Here is a 19,636-nt window from a genome sequence, read left to right on the forward strand (position 1 = left end):
TCCTAAAATGATGAAGGACTTTAATAAAATGTGGTTAGTGTTCTGTTCATAACTTGTAATATTTGTTAAACTTAATAGAAGACATCTGTCCAGTGATTGCGGAAAAATGTTTAATATATTTTCGCACCGAAGTTATGGAAAACTATGGTTACAACAAAGTAAATTCACGTTAATTTTAAAACCCTTGGAGGATTTTATTCATGAGTCAACAACTACTATTGATCGCGCTTTTGTTTGGAGCAATGTACTTCTTTTTGATCCGTCCACAAAAGAAGCAACAAGCTAAGCACCAAGAAATGATGAGCAACATCAAGCCAGGTACACATATTATTACTATTGGTGGATTGCATGCAACAATCGATTCAATCAGCGAAGACCGTAAGACTGTTTCTTTGGACGCTGATGGAACATTCTTGACATTCGAAATGTCTGCTATCCGTACAGTTGTTGCGGAAGCGCCTGTTTCTGAAACTGTTGTGGAAGAAGAAGTGACTGTTGTCGAAGACACAGAAGAAAAGTAATTCTTGAGAATTCAAAGTCATAAGTGGCTTTGGATTTTTTTGTTTAATGAGGTATGTTATGGCAGATTTGTTTGAAATTCCAATTCAATTAGAAACGAATAAATCCATCATTCATATTGATATGGATGCTTTTTATGCGCAAGTAGAAATGCGTGATCATCCGGAATATCGAGATCAAGCAGTCATATTAGCTAATGACCCACGTAAAAATGGACATAGGGGTGTTGTGGCAACGGCAAATTATCATGCTCGAGCGCTAGGTGTTCATTCAGCAATGAATGCAAATGAAGCCTTGAAATTAGCACCAGATGCATTGTTTGTGGCGCCTGACTTCCCAAAATATCAAGCTGTATCCGCTGAAGTTCATGAAATATTCCACCGGGTGACAGAAAAAGTAGAGCCAGTCGCTTTCGACGAAGCCTATTTAGATATCAGTGATTTAAAGGATGAACCAATAGAGATTGCGCATCAGTTACAACAAACAATCTATGATGAATTGTCGTTAACCTGTTCGGTGGGGATTTCATTTAATAAGTTCTTAGCTAAATTAGCATCAGAGCATAACAAACCAGCTGGGCTAACGTATATTGAAGCAGATGATATTCGGGCCTTTTTAGACCCATTACCGATTGAGGACATTCGTGGAATTGGTAAAAAGACAGCTGAAAAAATGTATGCGCAAGACATTAAAACAGGTTATGATTTGTTTCAAATGGCCCAAAGTGATTTGACCAACCAATTCGGTAAAATGGGTTTTATTCTATATCAACGTATACGAGGTATGGACTCCGGTGTTGTCGAGTGGGAGCGTGAACGTAAATCCATTGGTAAAGAACATACGTATGGATCAGTGGTGGATACTGAGGATGAAGTCCTACAAGAACTAAAGCTAATTGCGACAGAATTATCAGAAAATCTCAATCGTAAAAAGATGCATGGGAAAACATTAGTGCTTAAAGTACGTAGTGATTCGTTTATCACAAAAACACATCGATTAACATTGCCAGACGTCATTGAAGCCGATCCGTATGTTATTTGGCGATTGGCACAAGATATTTGGGAAGATTTAGGAGGTTATCAAGAACCGTTACGGTTGATTGGATTAACCATGACGAATCTAACTCCTATAACCTTTAAAAATATTAGCCTTCCTTTGTATGAGGAGGGCCCTTGAATATGTTATACTTAATAGAATTTTATTAAGTAAAGGAATTAAAAATTATGAGCGCACAAACACAAATTATGGCTCAAATTGAAGCCGCATCAACAATTGTGATTCATCGGCATCAACGTCCTGATCCAGACGCAGTCGGATCACAACAAGGGCTTGCAACCATTTTAAAAGCAAGCTTCCCTGAAAAGACAATCTATTCTGTAGGAAAGCAAGTACCAAGTATGGCTTGGATGGGTGAGATGGATATCATCCCAGACGAAGTATACGATACTGCTTTGGTTATTGTGACTGATACAGCAAACGAACCACGTGTTGACGACCGTCGTTACGACTATGCAAAGACATTGGTAAAGATTGACCACCATCCTAATGATGAACCATTTGGTGATTATTCTTGGATTGATGATACAGCATCTTCAACATCTGAAATGATCTACCGTTTCTATGCAGAATTCTCAGATAAGTTAACGATGACACAAGATAGTGCATCATACTTATACTCAGGAATCATTGGAGATACAGGTCGTTTCTTGCATGCGACAACGCCAGAGACAATGGAAACTGCAGCTGCTTTAATGCGCTTTGGTTTTGATTGGACAGCGATGACACAACGCATGGATACGATTTCTTTGGAAGCAGCTAAGGCAACAAGTTACGTATATGATCACATGGTCTTAACACCTGAAGGGGTAGGATACATTATCCTGGATCATGAAACACTAACGCAATTTGACTTAGGTGATTACAGTACAGCCTTTATCGTGCCTGTATTAGGAAGTATCGATCAAGCTAAGGCTTGGGTTGTCTTTGAAGAACAAGAAGAAGGATTCTACCGCGCCCGCCTACGTTCACGTAATATTGTGATTAACAATGTTGCTAAGCGTCATGGAGGAGGAGGACATAAGTTTGCCTCTGGTGCGATTGCAGAAAATATTGATGAAGTTCATGACATTATCAATGAAATGAAAGAGACATTGAAGGAGCAGGCTTAATGGCTAAATTTACAGATTATAATCTACGTCCCGAAATTTACCGTGGACTAGAAGCAATTCGCTTCACAACGCCAACGCCAGTTCAAGAACGTTTTATCCCAGTTGTCCTACAAGGACGCTCAGTGGTAGGACAATCACAAACTGGTTCTGGAAAGACACACGCATTTTTGATTCCAATTTTTGAGAAGCTAGATGTTAATGCTAAGCAAGTACAAGCAATTATCACAACACCTTCACGTGAATTGGCACAACAAATTTACGATGCTAGCCAAAAGATGGCCGATGCATTCCCTGAAGACGCACGTCCAAAGGTTGGTGTTTACGTTGGTGGAACTGACAAGGCACGTCAAATTCAACAATTGCAAAACAACCAACCACAAATCGTGATTGGAACACCAGGTCGTATCAAGGACTTGTACAAGAGTGGTGCTTTGGATATCCATACTGCAAAGACATTGGTTATCGACGAAGCCGACATGACAATGGACTTAGGATTTATGCCTGAAGTTGATGCCATTGCGGGTGCATTGCCTGAAAACCTACAAATGTTGGTTTTCTCAGCAACAATTCCACAAAAGCTACAACCATTCTTGAAGAAGTACCTAAGCAACCCAGTTGTGGATGAAATTCCAACAACAACTGTTATTGCACCAACAATTGAAAACATTTTGTTGGAAACAAAGGGTAAAGAAAAGGATCAAGTTGTTTATGATCTTTTGACAATGGGAGACCCATACATGGCCTTGGTATTTACAAATACTAAGGAACGTGCGAAGGAACTTTCTCGTAACTTGAAAGAACGTGGATTGAAGGTTGCGGAAATCCACGGTGGTATCCAACCACGTGAACGTCGTCGTACAATGAATCAAATCCAACACTTGGACTATCAATATGTTGTTGCGACTGACTTGGCCGCACGTGGAATTGATATCCCAGGAGTTTCATTGATCATTAACGATGGTATTCCGAATGACCTAGAATTCTTCGTTCACCGTGTTGGTCGTACTGGACGTAACGGTATGGATGGTCGTGCAATTACATTGTACTCACCAGATGAAGAAGATAAGGTTGCAGCGGTTGAACAATTAGGTGTTACTTTCGAACCAATGGCATTGAAGAAGGGTGAACTAACACCTGGATTTGACCGTCGTCGTCGTAAGCAACGTTCAAAGTCTTCAGAAAAGCTAGATCCAACAATGATTGGAATGGTTAAGAAGAAGAAGAAGACTGTTAAGCCTGGTTACAAGCGTCGTATTAAGAACGAAATTGCTCGTGATGCGAAGTACAAGAAGCGTATTGAACAACGTCAAACAGACCGTGCAACACGTAAGGCTCGTAAGCAACAAGGGTAATACATTAAGCTGACTTAGGTCAGCTTTTTTTGTATCTTCATTTTGGTTCGCCCTAACTTTTAAGGTTTGATGTGCTATACTTGTAAACAATATTAATTAGAAACAATATATTTTGTGGGAAAAAGGGGCAAGAAAGATGAAGGCACATACGCTGTCAGATAAAGAAAAGGCAGAAATGGGACAACTGTACAATTCAGATAAAGATAAAGAGTTAATTGACCAACGATTGGTTGCACGTAATCGTTGTTTTCAATATAATCAACTTTTGCCCGTGCAGGTAGATGCACAACAAACTTTATTGGCAGATTTTTTTGGTGAAACAGGTGATGACTTAACAATCATGGCACCATTCCATTGTGATTACGGGGAAAACATTTATATTGGTCAGAATTTTTATGCGCAATATAATCTAGTGATTTTGGACGCTGCGGTCGTGACAATTGGGGATAACGTCGTTGTGGGGCCTAATTGTACGTTCACGACATCTGGTTATCCGTTAGACGTCGAGCAACGTGAATCAGGACTAGAATACGCCTATCCAATTACGATTGGTGATGATGTTTGGATTGGGGCCAATGTTGTGATCAATCCGGGTGTAACGATTGGTGCTGGGGCTGTTATTGGGGCCGGTGCAGTCGTAACGCGTGACATTCCTGAACATGTGGTGGCTGCAGGTAATCCAGCAGAAGTGATGCGCGAATTACGTTACGAAGATAAATTGAAATACCAATAAACGGTGAGAAATGGGTATTCAAGCCAGCAATTGTGTGTGGTATAATGAATGTGTTGGATAGAAAGATTAGCCAGTAGACTCAGAGACGTTACGGTTGGTGCAAGTAACGCTACTTAATCTTTTTGCTCCCAACGGTAATAACGATTATGAAAATAATCCGCTAATCAGCGTTAACGATCTATTAAGAGGTAATGATGGCAGACAATCATTGCAAACAGAGTGGTACCGCGTTAATGCGTCTCTGATTTGTAGTGGTTTTCTGTCTTTTTTTATATATTTAAGAAGTGAGGCAACATTATGAAAGAATTATCATCTGCTGAAACACGTGATATGTTCTTGCGTTTCTTTGAAAGTAAAGGACACAGCATTGAACCATCACAACCATTGATTCCAAAGGATGACCCAACCCTTTTGTGGATTAATGCAGGAGTTGCAACATTGAAGAAGTACTTCGATGGAAGTGTTATTCCTAAGAACCGTCGTATTACAAATGCGCAAAAGGCCATTCGTACCAACGACATCGAAAATGTTGGACATACAGCACGTCACCACACATTGTTCGAAATGATGGGGAACTTCTCAATCGGAGATTACTTCAAGACTGATGCCATTCCATTTGCATGGGAACTTTTGACAAGCCCAGAATGGTATGACATTGACCCAGAAAAGCTATATGTAACTGTGTACCCAAATGACACAGAAGCAAAGCGTATCTGGTTAGAAGAAGTTGGTATTGACCCAACTCACGTTTACGAAGAAGCAGATAACTTCTGGGATATCGGTGAAGGTCCTTCAGGTCCTGACACAGAAATCTTCTTTGACCGTGGACCACGTTTTAATGCCGAAGACGAAAATGAAAACTACCCTGGTGGTGAAAATGATCGTTACCTTGAAATTTGGAACATTGTGTTCTCACAATACAACCACTTGCCTGGTTTGACAGATAATAAAGATTATCCTGAACTACCACACAAGAACATCGATACGGGGATGGGTCTAGAACGTTTGGTTTCTGTTTTCCAAAATGCAGACACAAACTTTGAAACTGACTTGTTCATGCCAATCATCGAAAAGGTTGAAGCTCTTTCAGGGCTTAAGTATGGTGAAGATGCAGAACGCGATATTTCATTCAAGGTGATTGCGGACCACGCACGTGCGGTCACATTCGCAATTGGTGATGGTGCTTTGCCATCAAATGAAGGTCGTGGATACATTATTCGTCGTTTGCTACGTCGTGCCGTGTTGCACGGTCGCAAGCTAGGTATCGAACAATCATTTATTAATGAATTAGTACCTGTTGTGGCAAACATCATGCAAGCTTACTACCCAGAAGTTAAGGAAAACGAAGAATACATTGCGTCTATCGTTGTCGCTGAAGAAGTTCGTTTTAACAAGACTTTGACTGCTGGACTAGCATTGTTGGCTGATGTTATGGCCGACGCAACAGACACAATTGATGGTGCGGTTGCCTTTAAGATGTACGACACATATGGATTCCCATATGAATTGACAGTTGAAGCAGCTGAAGAAGCTGGTTTGACAGTTGATCGTGCAGGCTTTGACGCTGCCATGAAGGAACAACAAGAACGTGCGCGTGCAGCTCGTGGCACACAAGCCTCAATGGGTGTGCAAAACGAATTGTTGACGAACTTGGACACACCATCAACATACGTTGGTTGGTCTGAACTAGCCGTTGAAGAAGCACAAGCCGTCGCTATTATTGTTGATGGTGACTTGGTTGATGCTGTTTCAGATGGTTCAGCACAAGTTATCTTCAATGCAACACCTTTCTATGCAGAAATGGGAGGTCAAGTGGCTGATCATGGTGTTGTTTTGGATGCTGATGGTGAAGTTGTTGCCCGTGTCTTGGACGTTAAGAAGGCACCTAATGGACAACACTTGCATGAAGTAGAAGTACTTTCAACATTGGATAACAATGGTGTGTACCGTCTAGAAGTTGATCAAGCATACCATGCTGCAATTTCTAAGAACCACACTGCAACACACATGCTTGACCAAGCTATCCGTAACATTTTGGGTGAACACTCAACACAAGCCGGATCATTGGTTAACGCTGATGGTTTGCGTTATGACTTCACTTACAATGGTGCCGTTCCAGCAGAAAAGTTGGCTGAAATTGAAGATTTGATTAATCAAAAGATTATTGAAAACTTGCCAATTTCATGGGTTGAAACAGACCTAGAATCAGCTAAGAAGCTAGGAGCAGTTGCTGTCTTTACTGAAAAGTACGGTGAAAAGGTCCGTGTTGTTTCAATTGGTGACTTTAACATTGAATTTGATGGTGGAACACATGCTGTATCTACTGCTGAATTGGGAATGTTTAAGATTACTAGTGAACAAGGTACGGGAGCTGGTATTCGTCGTATCGAAGCCGTTACTGGTCAAGGTGCAATGAACTTGTTTAAGCAACATGATGCTTGGTTGAACAAGGCCGTAGAACAAGTTAAGGCACCACAATTGAGCGAAGTGAATGACAAGATTGCTGCGCTTCAAAACGCTTTGAAGGATGCAGAACGTCAAGTACAAGCCCTAGAACAAAAGTTGGCGAACCAAAGTGCTAGTGATGCCTTCACACAAGTTGTTGAAGCTGGATCACACACTTTGATTACTGCTGAATTGGCCGTTGAATCAATGGATGCATTGCGTGCGACTGCTGACAATTGGAAGCAAGCGTACCCATCTGATGTTCTAGTCCTTGCGGCTAACTTGGGTGATAAGGTAAACTTATTGGTAGCAGCATCACCTGATGCCATCTCAGATGGTATTAAGGCTGGTGATTTGATTAAAGCTATTGCCCCAGCAATTGGTGGTGGTGGTGGTGGTCGTCCAGATATGGCGCAAGCTGGTGGGAAGAATCCTGCTGGAATTACGACCGCATTTGAACAAGCGAACGATTGGTTAGCTGCGAAATAACAGCTAGGAAAGAGGTGTTTTATGAACTCACTAGATCACACAACTTTATTTAATGTAAATCGTAACGAAGATAACGATGTACGTAAGATGTTAGAAACGGTATACGAGGCTTTGGAAGAAAAGGGTTACGACCCAACAAGTCAAATTGTTGGTTACTTAATTTCAAATGATCCAGCCTACATCCCACGTGTGAACGATGCGCGAAACTTGATTCGCAAATTCGAACGTGACGAAGTAATTGGTGCCTTGGTTAAGAATTACTTGGGTAAATAGATGGGACGCTTACTTGGTTTAGATGTAGGGTCACGTACCGTTGGTGTCGCAGTTTCTGACGTCTTTGGTTGGACATCACAAGCAGTTGAAATTATTCGTATCAATGAAGATGAAAAAGAATTCGGAATTGAACGTATGAAGGAACTGGTTGCAGAACAACAACCAACTGGCTTTGTGCTGGGACTACCCAAAAATATGAATAACACATCAGGTCCTCGTGTTGAAGCTGCACAAGCTTACGGGGCCTTGTTAGAAGAAACATTTGGTTTGCCTGTTGATTATCAAGATGAACGCTTAACAACCGTTGAAGCGGAACGTATGTTAGTTGAAAAAGCTGATGCGTCACGTAAGAAGCGGAAGCAAGTTATTGATAAATTGGCAGCAGCCTTGATTTTACAAAACTATCTTGACCGTAAAGGACCACTGGTCAAGTAATTAAAGGAGCAATAATATGAGCAATGTAAACGAAGAACAAGATATTATCTCATTGTTTAACGAACAAGGAGATGAAGAATTATTTGAAGTGTTGTTCTCATTCCACGATGATGATTACAACAAGGATTACATTTTTGTATACCCTGCAGGCGCTGATTTGGATGAAGGTGTAGACATCTTCCCATTCATCGTTAACAGCAAGGATACAGAAGGTACTTTCGATGAAATCGAAGACGATGCTGAATTTGAAATGGTTAGCGAAGCGTTGAACCGTTACTTGGATGAAGCTGAATAATTAAAAAATTGAGCCACCGATTGCCGGGGCTCTTTTTTGTCAGGAGATATAAAATGGTAGAAGCACAAAACGAAGAAATTTTTGTCCTAACAGATGATGATGGAAATGAACAAACATTTGTAGAAATGTTCTCATTTGATTCAGAAGATTACGGAAAGTCATACATTGTATTGGCTCCAGACGTAGATACAGGTGAAGATGTGACTGTATTGCCATACATCTACAACCCAAATGATGAAAATGACACACTACAACCTGTGGAAACACAAGAAGAATTCGACATGATTGAAGAAGTGATGAACACATTGTTTGCGGATGGACACATCTAATCAAGCCGATTTGAATATCTAATTAAAAACCGCGTCTTTATTTATTGAAAATAAGGAGGCGGTTTTTATGTGGGGAAAAATAACAGATAATCTGAAGGTTCTCTGGGATGCGTATCGGGCATGGATTGTTGCGCAAGTGATGACCATCGGAGTTTGTTTGGTTCTATGTGTCTATATGCAGGGACATCAGACGATCCCTGATCAAACAGAGGGGAATGATTCACAACGGACAGAATGGACGAGTGAAATTACTAATGCGAAAACTAAAGCAACAACTGAGAAGGAAGATCAAGTAGTTAACACGACAGGGGCATGGTTCGTCGACGTCAAGGGGGCTGTTAAAAGGCCAGGCATCTATCAAATTCAAGGTGGAAAGCGGGTTATAGACGCCATAACTCTGGCTGGTGGACTACGTGGTGATGCCAATCTACAACAAATCAATCAGGCAACTAAAGTCAGTGACGAAATGGTCATTGATGTCCCGGTGAAAGGTGATCAAACATCTGAATCAGCACAGACACAGAGTACGCATGGCACAGATGCGAAGAATACCTTAGTTAACATTAATAAAGCGACTGAAGCAGAATTAATGACATTACCTGGCGTTGGACAAAAACGTGCACAAGATATCTTGGCGTATCGGGAAGAGAAACATTTTGCGAGTGTTGATGATTTGGGACAGGTGCAAGGGATTGGACCTAAAATGTTGGCGAAATTAACGCCGTTGGTTTGTGTGTGAGGAGTGGCTTTTGGTTTTGGACAGGCTGTATATTGATCTGCATGAATATTGGCCTTTTAAATGCCGACTTAACTTTTTGGTGGATTGGTGCGATTTGGTTTAGTGCGATTGTGTGGTACTACTATGCTGATTATTTATGGATATTGTTTGTGATTATTGTGCTGTGTGTTGCATGTTGGGGATGCCGAGAGTATCGATTAAATGAGTATCATCGTGAAATAGGTGAGCATACAGGATGGCTGACCCTGCATCAGGGTGATATGAAATGGTCACAAGGTTATTTAACTGGTGTTGGCGATATGGATGGTATACCAGTCAAGCTCAAAGGGCAATGTCCGCAACCACCGCATACACAGAAGGTTAAATTATATGCATCTTTTTCATGTGATGTGATTGAGCCTAATCGAAATCGATTCAATTTTAATCCACAAGCATATTGGCGGACGAAAGGTGTTATTTTAGCGTGTACACTCCAAGAGGTACGATATTGGGAAAATGATGATCAGGCACGTTGGTACGATTGGATAAAAACGCTCCATTATCATTGGCTGAATTGGTTTGAGAAATTACCAGGTGGACTACGTGATTATGGTGAAACATTATTACTCGGCTATACGCGTTCGGATTTTTATGCTGATAATGCTGGTATTCAAAAACTTGGCTTAGTTCATCTATTTAGTATATCTGGGTTTCAAGTGACGTTATGTTATCGTGTTTGGTTCGCTTTAGCCCGCATTTTACGTCTCTATCGAGAAGATATCCAAATCCTATGGTTTGGATGGTTAGCCTTTATCTGGTTTTTTGCTGGTGGCGTTCAGAGTTTGATTCGGGCGATTTTATCTAGTGGACTGATGAATTATTGTGAACTCAGAAATGTAACGATGACACCGATTGATGTTTGGGGGATGACCGTCCTCGGTAGTCTCTTATGGGAACCAGCTGTATTACATCAATTAGGTGGGCAGTTATCTTTCTTATTAAGTTTTGGACTGCTATGGTTACAAGAAGCATCTTTTTGGAAAACCAATTTAACGCTGAATATGTTGATTGCACCTTGCTTGATTACACAAACCTACAGTTGGCAACCGGTGGGGATTTTAGCTAACTTAATTGTGATACCTGTCTTTACATGGCTAGTCGTGCCAATTGTTGTTATCGGGATTTGTGCGGCATTACTGCAAATAACACCTATCGTACAGCTGTGTAATACGCTAGTTAGTTATGTGCAGGACATCATCAGACTAGGTGAAGATTTGCCAGGTGAATTAATTAGTGGCGAACCAAATATTTGCTGGAGCGTGGTGGTTGTCATTTGTACAGGCGTGATGCTAACAATGCCTAAATGGCAGTCATGGTGTGCCTTAGTCATCTGTTACGTCTGTTTACTTTTAGGTTATGCTGGGTCTACGGAACCATTTATAGCGTTTGTTGATGTAAACCAAGGGGATGCGACTGTATGGCGTGATGTGCACCAAGAAAGTTATGTGATGGACGTGGGTGGAAAGGTCGACACATTACCGAATACGCAGCAGCGGACTAAACCCAACTTTGTTGGGCAACAATTATGCCAAGTCTTAAAAGGCTATGGCATTAGAAAAGTAGATCACCTTATTTTGAGCCATCAAGATATTGATCATATCGGTAATTTTGCGTATTTAGCGCAACATGTTCCGATTGTGAATATGTATTTGCCACCGGGTATGTGCGAAACAAAAAACTATCAACGTCAAATTGCGCCATATATCCACAAGACAACTGTTATTCATGAAGTGGGTGCCGGTGCAAGTATTGGGAAATCTGATTGCCGGGTATGTCATCCGTTTAAACGTGGCTTGGGTAAGAACGAGGATTCCATTGTTGTAACGATGACGTTAGCTGGTCTGCGCTATATGTTAATGGGAGATTTAGACATTGCGGGCGAGCAAAGGATTTTGTCTCATTATCAAGTCCCAAGTATTGATGTATTGAAATGTGGACATCATGGTTCACGAACGAGTACGTCAGCTTCTTTTTTAGCGGTATTACACCCTAAACTAGCCATTATTAGTGCTGGTAAAAATAATCGTTTTAAACATCCACATGAGGAAGTCTTAGCACGATTGAAAGCACAGCATGTGCAAATGCTTAATACAGCGGAATTGGGGATGATAAGGTCTGACGGCATGCATTGGCAAACTAGCTTGAAAAAAATGAACTAATCAATTGTATTCTGTTCAGCGATGTGGCACGATTAAAGGACTGAAGATAACAAGAAAGGGCGATTAACATGGCGATAACGTTAAAAGAATTAAAGAAGGATTTGGCGAATCAAAATAGTGCGCCCGTATACCTGATTCAAGGAACCGATCAATTTCTATTAGATCAAACACGTGCATTATTTACGAATCTAATCGAAGAAGAAGATCGCACAATGAATTTAGCGCAATTTGATATGCGTGAGACAAATTTAGCAGTGGCATTAGATGACGCCCGCGCTGTACCATTTTTTGGTGATAAGCGTGTCGTGATTGTTGATAATGCTTATTTCCTAACAGGAGAGACAACACGTGGGAAAATTGAACATTTTCCTGATGAATTAGTCAACTACGTGCAACAACCAGAACCACAGACAATCCTTGTTATTTTTGCGCCATACGAAAAACTAGATGGCCGTAAGAAAGTAACGAAACTTTTGAAAGAACGCGCCAGCTACTTGGCATTTGGTGATTTAACTGAACGTGATATTCATCAACTTATCCAACAAAGATTGGATGAGGCTGGCTATGTCATGGCATCAGGGGCTGAACAAGTATTATTCCAACGAACTAATCTCTCATTGACCCAAATTATGATGGAATTAGAGAAATTGTTATTGTACACGTACGATACGAAGCAAATTACGGTTGCAGATGTTGAAGCAGCGGTGACCAACACATTGAGTCAAAACATCTTTGATTTAATTGAGGCATTATTGAATCAACGTTTACGACAAGCCGTTGAGTTATACCACGAGCTTGTTTTAAATGGTGAAGAACCCTTGCGACTACATGGGGCGATGATTGGACAGTTCCGACTGTTGTTGCAAGTTAAAAGCATGACATTAAGTGAACAGGGGATTGCGACAGCGTTGAAGGTGCATCCATATCGTGTGAAGTTAGCCAAACAAACTGTGCGCAAGTACAGTTATGCAGCGTTATCAAATGCTTTTCTAGGCCTTGTTCAAATGGAAGAACAGTTGAAGTCAACATCACGTGATCCTGAATTACTGTTCGAATTATTTGTCTTACGCTATCAAGAAACATCTAAAAATTAACCCTTGTATTCGGACTTATGTTTGGGTATACTAATTAAGTACATTTGTACATGACCTCATACGATGTTTGACGGTTCACCGTCGTTTTACGTTGTATGTGGCGACTAATAAATTATGAAAGGTGGATATCCAACATGGCAATTTCTGCAGAACGCAAGAATGAAATCATCAAGGAATTCGCACGTCACGAAGGTGATACTGGTTCAGTTGAAGTTCAAGTCGCAGTTTTGACTGCTGACATTAACGAATTGAACGCTCACATGTCAGAACACAAGCATGACTTCCACTCACAACGTGGGTTGATGAAGAAGATCGGTCACCGTCGTAACTTGCTACGTTACCTACGTGATAACGAAGTACAACGTTACCGTGAATTGATCCAAAAGCTTGGATTGCGTCGTTAATTTTAACATTAACACGTACGTATTTTTTGACACTTATCTCCGGAGGAAAAAGCGATGCCAATTATTGAGTCATCAATCCAACGTGCCCGCTTAAACAAGGTACAACGCGAGCGTAACGTTCAACAATTGAGTGCTTACCGCACTGAAGTGAAGAAGTTCCGTAACGGTGTTGAAGCTGGAGCCGACAATTTGCAAGAATTGTTTGCTAACGCATCATCAGCTATCGACCGCGCTGCATCAAAGGGCTTGATTGCTAAGAACAAGGCTTCACGTGACAAGTCACGTTTGTCAGCTTTGTTGAACAAGTAATCAACGTTGCTAAAAAAGAAAACAGCTAACTTAGGTTAGCTGTTTTTTTGTGCCGTTAAGACGGCATTTATGATTTAAGACAAAATAAAAAGCACTTGTCAGAAGGCGAGTGCTTTTTTGCTATATTTAATTAATTTCTTGGTTAAGTGTGATAACTTCAGCCTTAAAGGATGAAGATGGCAATGCAATACTACTCAAATGTGTCAGTAGTAGGATTAGCCAGAAGAAGGCTAATGCACAGGCGACAATTTCAAAACCAGTTAGGGATAGTAAGTGGAAGTGTTGGAACAAAATAGTTACCACAACGAGTGACGCTCCAATGGCATACGAGATATAAATGAATTCAGTCCCAGCTTTTGGTAGGAACCATTTGATACCAATAATCATTAGTAAGATGATTACAACTAATGTTTGCGCAAAGTAATCGTGAACTGTGTGTGTCCAACCGGGGTTATTTGGGAACAAGCCCACACCACCAAGTGTGATTGCTAACATAGAAAATAGGATACGTAGCGCGAATAGACGACGATTGTGTGTGAAGCTCGCATCTAAACTAGTAAATAGATAATCAACTAACGTTAACATAGTTAATCCAGAGAAGATTAGCGTGAAATTAAAGTACATTGCATTTTCAACATGTTGCGTACCTAAGTAACTAAAGTTAAATTGCCACCAGTCTGGTTGACCGCTTGTTAGCATAGAAAATAGAATACCACCAAATAGTGTGGCGATTAGAACAGCTGTAATGGTTGAAAAGTTGATGTTACGTGCGGCTAACATAAGCGCATAAGCATTAATACCAACGATCAATCCGATAATAATAGCCGCAGTGTATTGATCAAGGTGCAAACCAATGAATGCTTGTGAGAAAATACGGAAAAAGATTGCGACGACAGCAAAACATAAAATACCGTAGGCTAATGTCAAATTAAAGATATGGCGCCAACGCAGAACCCATTGTTGTTGTGCTCTGTTTTTAATTAGTGTGTATAGAAAGCCTAAGCAACCAAAGAACACGCTAAAGTAAATTGAGATTTGTGCCACTGAATTCGCACCAGATAAGGGAACATTTGGTGTTTGTTGGACAAAAAAGTTTACTAATGCAAGTAAACCACTCAAGATGGCGGTGATTGTAAAATAACGAATGAGAACACGTTCATCATGGTGATCACGTGCAATGTTTTCAAATGTTATTTTTCCGTCTGCGTATACGGCAGTGATGTGGGCATCTTTTTTAAAATGCCCTTGTTTAGCTACCGTGTCGGGGATTTCTATATAAAGTTTTTCGTTAGTGGGCATAGGCACTCCTTGTTTCCGACCCATTTGAGGGGAAAGGGTATTTTATCAGTCATATTCAATTATATATGAATATATGCATTATGGAAATGTTAGAGCGGAAACCTGTTGCTTTTTTGTTAATAAGGGGTTTGCTATTGGTCGAAGCCGTATTCTGTGCTATATTATAAGGTAATCGAAGGAAGTTGGATTTTATATCCTGTTAAAAAATAAATTAAAGAAAAGAATAGGGAAATTATGAGTACGACATTAAATATTATGCCGTTTGGTGGCGTCCGTGAAAACGGAAAGAACATGTACGCAGTAACAGTTAACGAAGATATTTTTATCTTGGATGCAGGATTGAAGTACCCAGAAAGCGATTTGTTGGGTGTGGATGTTGTTATTCCTGATTTTGAATATCTAGTAGAACATGCAGACCAAGTTCGTGGGATTTTCTTGTCACACGGACATGCTGATGCAATTGGGGCTTTGCCATACTTGTTGAGCAAGATGCAAGCACCTGTCTTTGGATCAGAATTAACATTGGAATTAGCTAAGTTGGCCGTTGAAGCAGAACCTTTAGCTAAGGGATTTGATGATTATCACGTTGTTAATGAAAATAGTGAAGTTGCGATGGATTCTGTCACAGTTTCATTCTTTAAGACAACTCACACAATTCCAGAATCACTAGGAATTAACTTGGAAACAGAAGAAGGACAAGTTGTTTATACTGGTGACTTCAAATTTGATACAACAGCAACACCAACTTACCAAACAGATTTGGCACGTTTAGCTGAAATTGGTAATAAGGGAGTTATTGCATTGTTGGCTGATGCTGCGGGAACAGCGAACACAAGTGCAACTGACCACGAAACTGATTTGGGAAAGTATGTTCTAGAATCATTCCGTGCACATGCAAAGGAACGTATTATTGTGGCAACTGTTGCCTCAAATATCCTACGTATTCAACAAGTAATCGATGCTGCCTTTAAAACAGGACGTCGTATTGTCTTGTCTGGGAATGATATTGAAAAGGTTGTCCGTACAGCGCTACGTTTGAACAAATTGGAATTACCAATGCGTGAAAACGAATTGTTCGTATCAATGAAAAACATGGACAAGCTAGCACCAGAAGAAACAGTTATCTTGGAAACAGGTCGCATGGGTGAACCTGTCCGCCATCTACAACGTATGGCACAAGGTGAAGACCGCAATGTGCAAATTCAAGAAGGTGACTTCGTCTTTATCGCAACAACACCTGCTGTTGCAATGGAAGGATTTGTCGCACGTACACGTGACGTATTGTTCCGTGCAGGAGCGTCTGTGCAACAAATTAGTACAGATAAGAAGTCTTCAGGACATGCTAGTCGTGATGACTTCCAACTACTATTAAACTTGTTGAAGCCACAAAACGTGATTCCAGTACAAGGTGAATACCGTGTCTTGAATTCAGCGGCTAAGGCTGCGTATGCAGTTGGTTACACACCTGACCATGTCTTTTTGCTTGAGAACGGTGACCGTTTGAACTATGCAGATGGTGAAATGGAATTGGGTGGATCAGTACAAGTGACATCAACAATGATTGATGGATCTGGTGTTGGTGATATTGGGTCAATCGTTTTGAATGACCGTCGTATCTTGTCCGAAGACGGTGTGTTTATTGCTGTTGTGACCATCGATCGTAAGAAGAAGAAGGTTGTGGCAAAGCCTAAGTTGGATTCACGTGGATTCGTGTATGTGAAGACATCTCGTGATTTGATTCGTGAAGCAAGTGACTTAGTAGAAAACACAGTTACTGAAGGTATTCAAAACACAAAGGAATTCGATTGGTCAAACTTGAAGAATTCTGTACGTGATGTATTAGGTAAGTTCTTGTACGAACAAACACACCGTAAGCCAGTTATTTTGCCAGTTATTATGGAAGCCAACCAAAATGGTCGTCGTCGTAAGAAGACACCAGCTAAGAATGGTAACAATAACGCTAACGCAAATAAGAAGGCTAACAATGCTGAAGGTGGTCAAGCGAATAAGCAAGGCAACAAGAAGCAAAACAACAATAATAAGAAGAAACAAGCACCAAAGGCGAATGCAAATAAGCCAGCGGAACAAAATCGCCCAGGTAACAAACCTGAAGGGGCAGCGCCAAAGAAGCGTCGTCGTCAACGCAAGCCAAAGGCTGCGGCACAGACGCCAGCAACTGAAGCACAAGCACCAAAGGCAGAATAATGAAAAAGGGCTGACATTTTATTTTTATAATAAGATGTCAGTTTTTTTATAAGGAGAGATTATGAATGTAGAGGAGCTACTGATTGCTGCGGAGCAAGCGATGGACGAAAACGACTATTCTCATGCAGTCGAGCTTTTAGAAGATGCGTACCAAATGGAGCAAACCCAAGAAATCAATCGTCGCTTAGTTACAAGTTTGGAAGCAGCTGAACAGTTTGAGCATGCATACCGTATTGCAATGGAGCGTGCATGGGTAAGTTATGTCGATGTACAAGAGCAAGAAACATTTATGCGCCTCGCATTAAAAGTTAATCGTCCAATTGCGGCACGTAAGATGTTGAGTCAGTTCATTGGGGATGTAGAGAGCTGGCAACAAAAGATTGTGTCGTCTGAAAATGAGAGTCGTTTAAACGAACAAACGCGTATTAAAGAAATGACGCGAGAATTTTACCATTTAGGGCAAACGACATTAACTGACCAACACCGTCTATTGTCTGAAATGGATCAATTACCACTGAAAGAATATGTTTTCAGTGCCAAAGGGGTGTTAACAGATCCGTTCTCTAATTCGTTAATTCGTGCGACTGTTTTTGAAAGCCTACAACATCTAAAATACTCAGAAGATATTGAGATGTTATCCGTCTTGGGAGATGTACATGTTGTGAATGCCGCAGACATCTCTCCATTAAAGGGGATGGCCAGCTATCAAGAAATGTTGCGTCATTTAGTTGAATTAGAGAATGATATGGACCCAACAATGTGGCAAGGGCTTTCTCAACAGAGTGAGTTGATGCTACAAATCATGTATCCGTTTGTGAATTTCGGCATAACTAATGTTGCTGATTGGTTAAATGATGTTCAAGTTATGATGTTTGGCTTTGGAGAAATGCGTTCAGAACCTGAACAACAACGCTGGCAACACGCAATCTGGCAAGCAATTGCAGAAATTTTGGAAAATTAAGATTGAATTCATTATGGCATGTTTACAAATGAATTAATGTTTTATATAATTATTTCATCTTCTCATTGGAGCGTTACCTTTTCCATGCATTTTTTTGTGTGTTTTGGGTTCCTTTCCATTTGGGAATGTTGTATACTTAAAAGCAAGCATAAATGGTTAATCCCAAGGGGTTAACTTGCGAAATTTAGGAGGATAAGCTTTTGGCTAAAGAAAATTTTGAGCGCACTAAGCCTCACGTAAACATTGGAACTATCGGTCACGTTGACCACGGTAAGACTACTCTTACTGCTGCAATCTCTAAGGTATTGGCCGACAAGGGATTGGCACAACAACAAGACTTTGCTGCTATCGACGCTGCTCCTGAAGAACGTGAACGTGGTATCACGATCAACACTTCACACATCGAATACGAAACTGAAGCTCGTCACTACGCGCACATCGACGCGCCTGGTCACGCGGACTACGTTAAGAACATGATCACTGGAGCCGCTCAAATGGACGGTGCCATCTTGGTTGTTGCCGCTACTGACGGTCCTATGCCACAAACACGTGAACACATCTTGTTGGCACGTCAAGTTGGTGTTGACTACCTAGTTGTCTTCTTGAACAAGACTGACTTGGTGGACGACGAAGAATTGGTTGAATTGGTTGAAATGGAAGTTCGTGAACTGTTGTCAGAATACGATTTCCCAGGGGATGATATTCCTGTACTTCACGGTTCAGCTTTGAAGGCCTTGGAAGGTGACGCAGCTAACGTTGCAGTTATCGAAAACTTGATGGACACAGTTGACGAATACGTGCCAACTCCAGATCGTGAAACTGACAAGCCATTCTTGATGCCTGTCGAAGACGTATTCACAATCACTGGTCGTGGAACTGTTGCTTCAGGACGTATCGACCGTGGAACAATCAACTTGAACGACGAAGTCGAAATCGTTGGTTTGCACGAAGATGTTCGTAAGACTGTTGTTACTGGTATCGAAATGTTCCGTAAGTCAATGGAACAAGGACAAGCTGGAGACAACGTTGGAGCATTGCTACGTGGTGTTGACCGTTCAGAAATCGAACGTGGACAAGTTTTGGCAAAGCCTGGATCAATCCAAACTCACAAGAAGTTCTTGGGTGAAGTCTACGTATTGTCAAAGGAAGAAGGAGGTCGTCACACACCATTCTTCACTAACTACCGTCCACAATTCTACTTCCACACTACAGACGTTACTGGTGTTGTTCAATTGCCAGAAGGTGTAGAAATGGTTATGCCTGGAGATAACGTGACATTCGACGTTGAATTGATCGCTCCTGTTGCCATTGAAAAGGGATTGAAGTTTACTGTTCGTGAAGGTGGCCGTACTGTTGGTGCCGGAACTGTTTCAGAAGTCTTGGACTAAT

General features: G+C 41.0%; 19 protein-coding genes. 18 read left to right on the forward strand and 1 reads right to left on the reverse strand.

All coding sequences use genetic code 11. The features are described from left to right. Positions 1-200 precede the first annotated feature (200 nt). The 15 genes from yajC (at position 201) to rpsT (ending at position 13,782) form a co-directional block, all read left to right on the forward strand. Positions 201-521, forward strand: coding sequence for a preprotein translocase subunit YajC (gene yajC, locus WS08_RS02305; RefSeq protein WP_009765503.1), 321 nt, complete (start codon positions 201-203; stop codon positions 519-521). 58 nt (positions 522-579) lie between these two features. Further along, positions 580-1,695 (forward strand): DNA polymerase IV, encoded by a 1,116-nt coding sequence (gene dinB / locus WS08_RS02310; protein ID WP_009765502.1) that lies wholly within the window; start codon positions 580-582, stop codon positions 1,693-1,695. Between the two features lie 47 nt (positions 1,696-1,742). Continuing rightward, entirely contained in the window at positions 1,743-2,687 is a 945-nt protein-coding gene (locus tag WS08_RS02315) for a DHH family phosphoesterase (protein WP_038528156.1), read from the forward strand. Then, positions 2,687-4,039, forward strand: coding sequence for a DEAD/DEAH box helicase (locus tag WS08_RS02320; RefSeq protein WP_009765500.1), 1,353 nt, complete (start codon positions 2,687-2,689; stop codon positions 4,037-4,039). The genes WS08_RS02315 and WS08_RS02320 overlap by 1 nt, the downstream gene beginning before the upstream one ends. A 136-nt stretch (positions 4,040-4,175) precedes the next feature. Further along, on the forward strand, positions 4,176-4,772 hold the full coding sequence (locus WS08_RS02325) for a sugar O-acetyltransferase (protein ID WP_081855546.1): 597 nt from the start codon (positions 4,176-4,178) through the stop codon (positions 4,770-4,772). A gap of 297 nt (positions 4,773-5,069) precedes the next feature. After that, a complete protein-coding gene (alaS, locus tag WS08_RS02330; RefSeq protein WP_009765498.1) occupies positions 5,070-7,706 on the forward strand; it encodes an alanine--tRNA ligase in 2,637 nt (878 codons plus the stop codon). A gap of 21 nt (positions 7,707-7,727) precedes the next feature. Then, a complete protein-coding gene (locus tag WS08_RS02335; RefSeq protein ID WP_009765497.1) occupies positions 7,728-7,979 on the forward strand; it encodes an IreB family regulatory phosphoprotein in 252 nt (83 codons plus the stop codon). After that, complete coding sequence (gene ruvX, locus WS08_RS02340) at positions 7,980-8,414, forward strand: Holliday junction resolvase RuvX (RefSeq protein WP_009765496.1); 435 nt, start codon at positions 7,980-7,982, stop codon at positions 8,412-8,414. A gap of 16 nt (positions 8,415-8,430) precedes the next feature. Further along, positions 8,431-8,709, forward strand: a complete 279-nt coding sequence (locus WS08_RS02345; protein ID WP_009765495.1) for a DUF1292 domain-containing protein — start codon at positions 8,431-8,433, stop codon at positions 8,707-8,709. Positions 8,710-8,762: 53 nt separating this feature from the next. Further along, positions 8,763-9,038 (forward strand): DUF1292 domain-containing protein, encoded by a 276-nt coding sequence (locus WS08_RS02350; RefSeq protein ID WP_009765494.1) that lies wholly within the window; start codon positions 8,763-8,765, stop codon positions 9,036-9,038. A 67-nt stretch (positions 9,039-9,105) separates the two neighbouring features. Further along, entirely contained in the window at positions 9,106-9,777 is a 672-nt protein-coding gene (locus WS08_RS02355) for a helix-hairpin-helix domain-containing protein (RefSeq protein WP_009765493.1), read from the forward strand. Positions 9,778-9,818: 41 nt separating this feature from the next. Then, the gene (locus WS08_RS02360; RefSeq protein WP_009765492.1) at positions 9,819-11,975 is read left to right on the forward strand and encodes a ComEC/Rec2 family competence protein; all 2,157 of its coding nucleotides are present in this window, start codon (positions 9,819-9,821) and stop codon (positions 11,973-11,975) included. A 68-nt stretch (positions 11,976-12,043) separates the two neighbouring features. Continuing rightward, complete coding sequence (gene holA / locus WS08_RS02365; protein WP_009765491.1) at positions 12,044-13,069, forward strand: DNA polymerase III subunit delta; 1,026 nt, start codon at positions 12,044-12,046, stop codon at positions 13,067-13,069. A gap of 134 nt (positions 13,070-13,203) precedes the next feature. Next, complete coding sequence (gene rpsO, locus WS08_RS02370; RefSeq protein ID WP_009765490.1) at positions 13,204-13,473, forward strand: 30S ribosomal protein S15; 270 nt, start codon at positions 13,204-13,206, stop codon at positions 13,471-13,473. A 54-nt stretch (positions 13,474-13,527) separates the two neighbouring features. Further along, positions 13,528-13,782 carry a 30S ribosomal protein S20 gene (gene rpsT, locus WS08_RS02375; RefSeq protein WP_009765489.1) on the forward strand — a complete coding sequence of 85 codons (255 nt, stop codon included), beginning with the start codon at positions 13,528-13,530 and terminating at the stop codon, positions 13,780-13,782. A gap of 126 nt (positions 13,783-13,908) precedes the next feature. Here the strand turns inward: rpsT and WS08_RS02380 are convergent, their stop codons facing one another. Further along, positions 13,909-15,081, reverse strand: a complete 1,173-nt coding sequence (locus tag WS08_RS02380; RefSeq protein ID WP_009765488.1) for a DUF998 domain-containing protein — start codon at positions 15,079-15,081, stop codon at positions 13,909-13,911. Positions 15,082-15,315: 234 nt separating this feature from the next. On the opposite strand from WS08_RS02380, the gene WS08_RS02385 reads away from it, so the two are divergent. The 3 genes from WS08_RS02385 to tuf all read left to right on the forward strand — a co-directional run bounded on the left by WS08_RS02385 (position 15,316) and on the right by tuf (position 19,635). Next, positions 15,316-17,286: a ribonuclease J gene (locus WS08_RS02385; RefSeq protein WP_009765487.1), complete on the forward strand. Its 1,971-nt coding sequence runs from the start codon at positions 15,316-15,318 to the stop codon at positions 17,284-17,286. Positions 17,287-17,347: 61 nt separating this feature from the next. Further along, positions 17,348-18,247, forward strand: a complete 900-nt coding sequence (locus WS08_RS02390; RefSeq protein WP_009765486.1) for a hypothetical protein — start codon at positions 17,348-17,350, stop codon at positions 18,245-18,247. A 200-nt stretch (positions 18,248-18,447) separates the two neighbouring features. Further along, positions 18,448-19,635, forward strand: a complete 1,188-nt coding sequence (gene tuf, locus WS08_RS02395; protein ID WP_009765485.1) for an elongation factor Tu — start codon at positions 18,448-18,450, stop codon at positions 19,633-19,635. Position 19,636 lies beyond the last annotated feature (1 nt).

It is taken from the genome of Weissella tructae (assembly GCF_000732905.1).
Taxonomy (GTDB): Bacteria; Bacillota; Bacilli; order Lactobacillales; family Lactobacillaceae; genus Weissella; species Weissella tructae.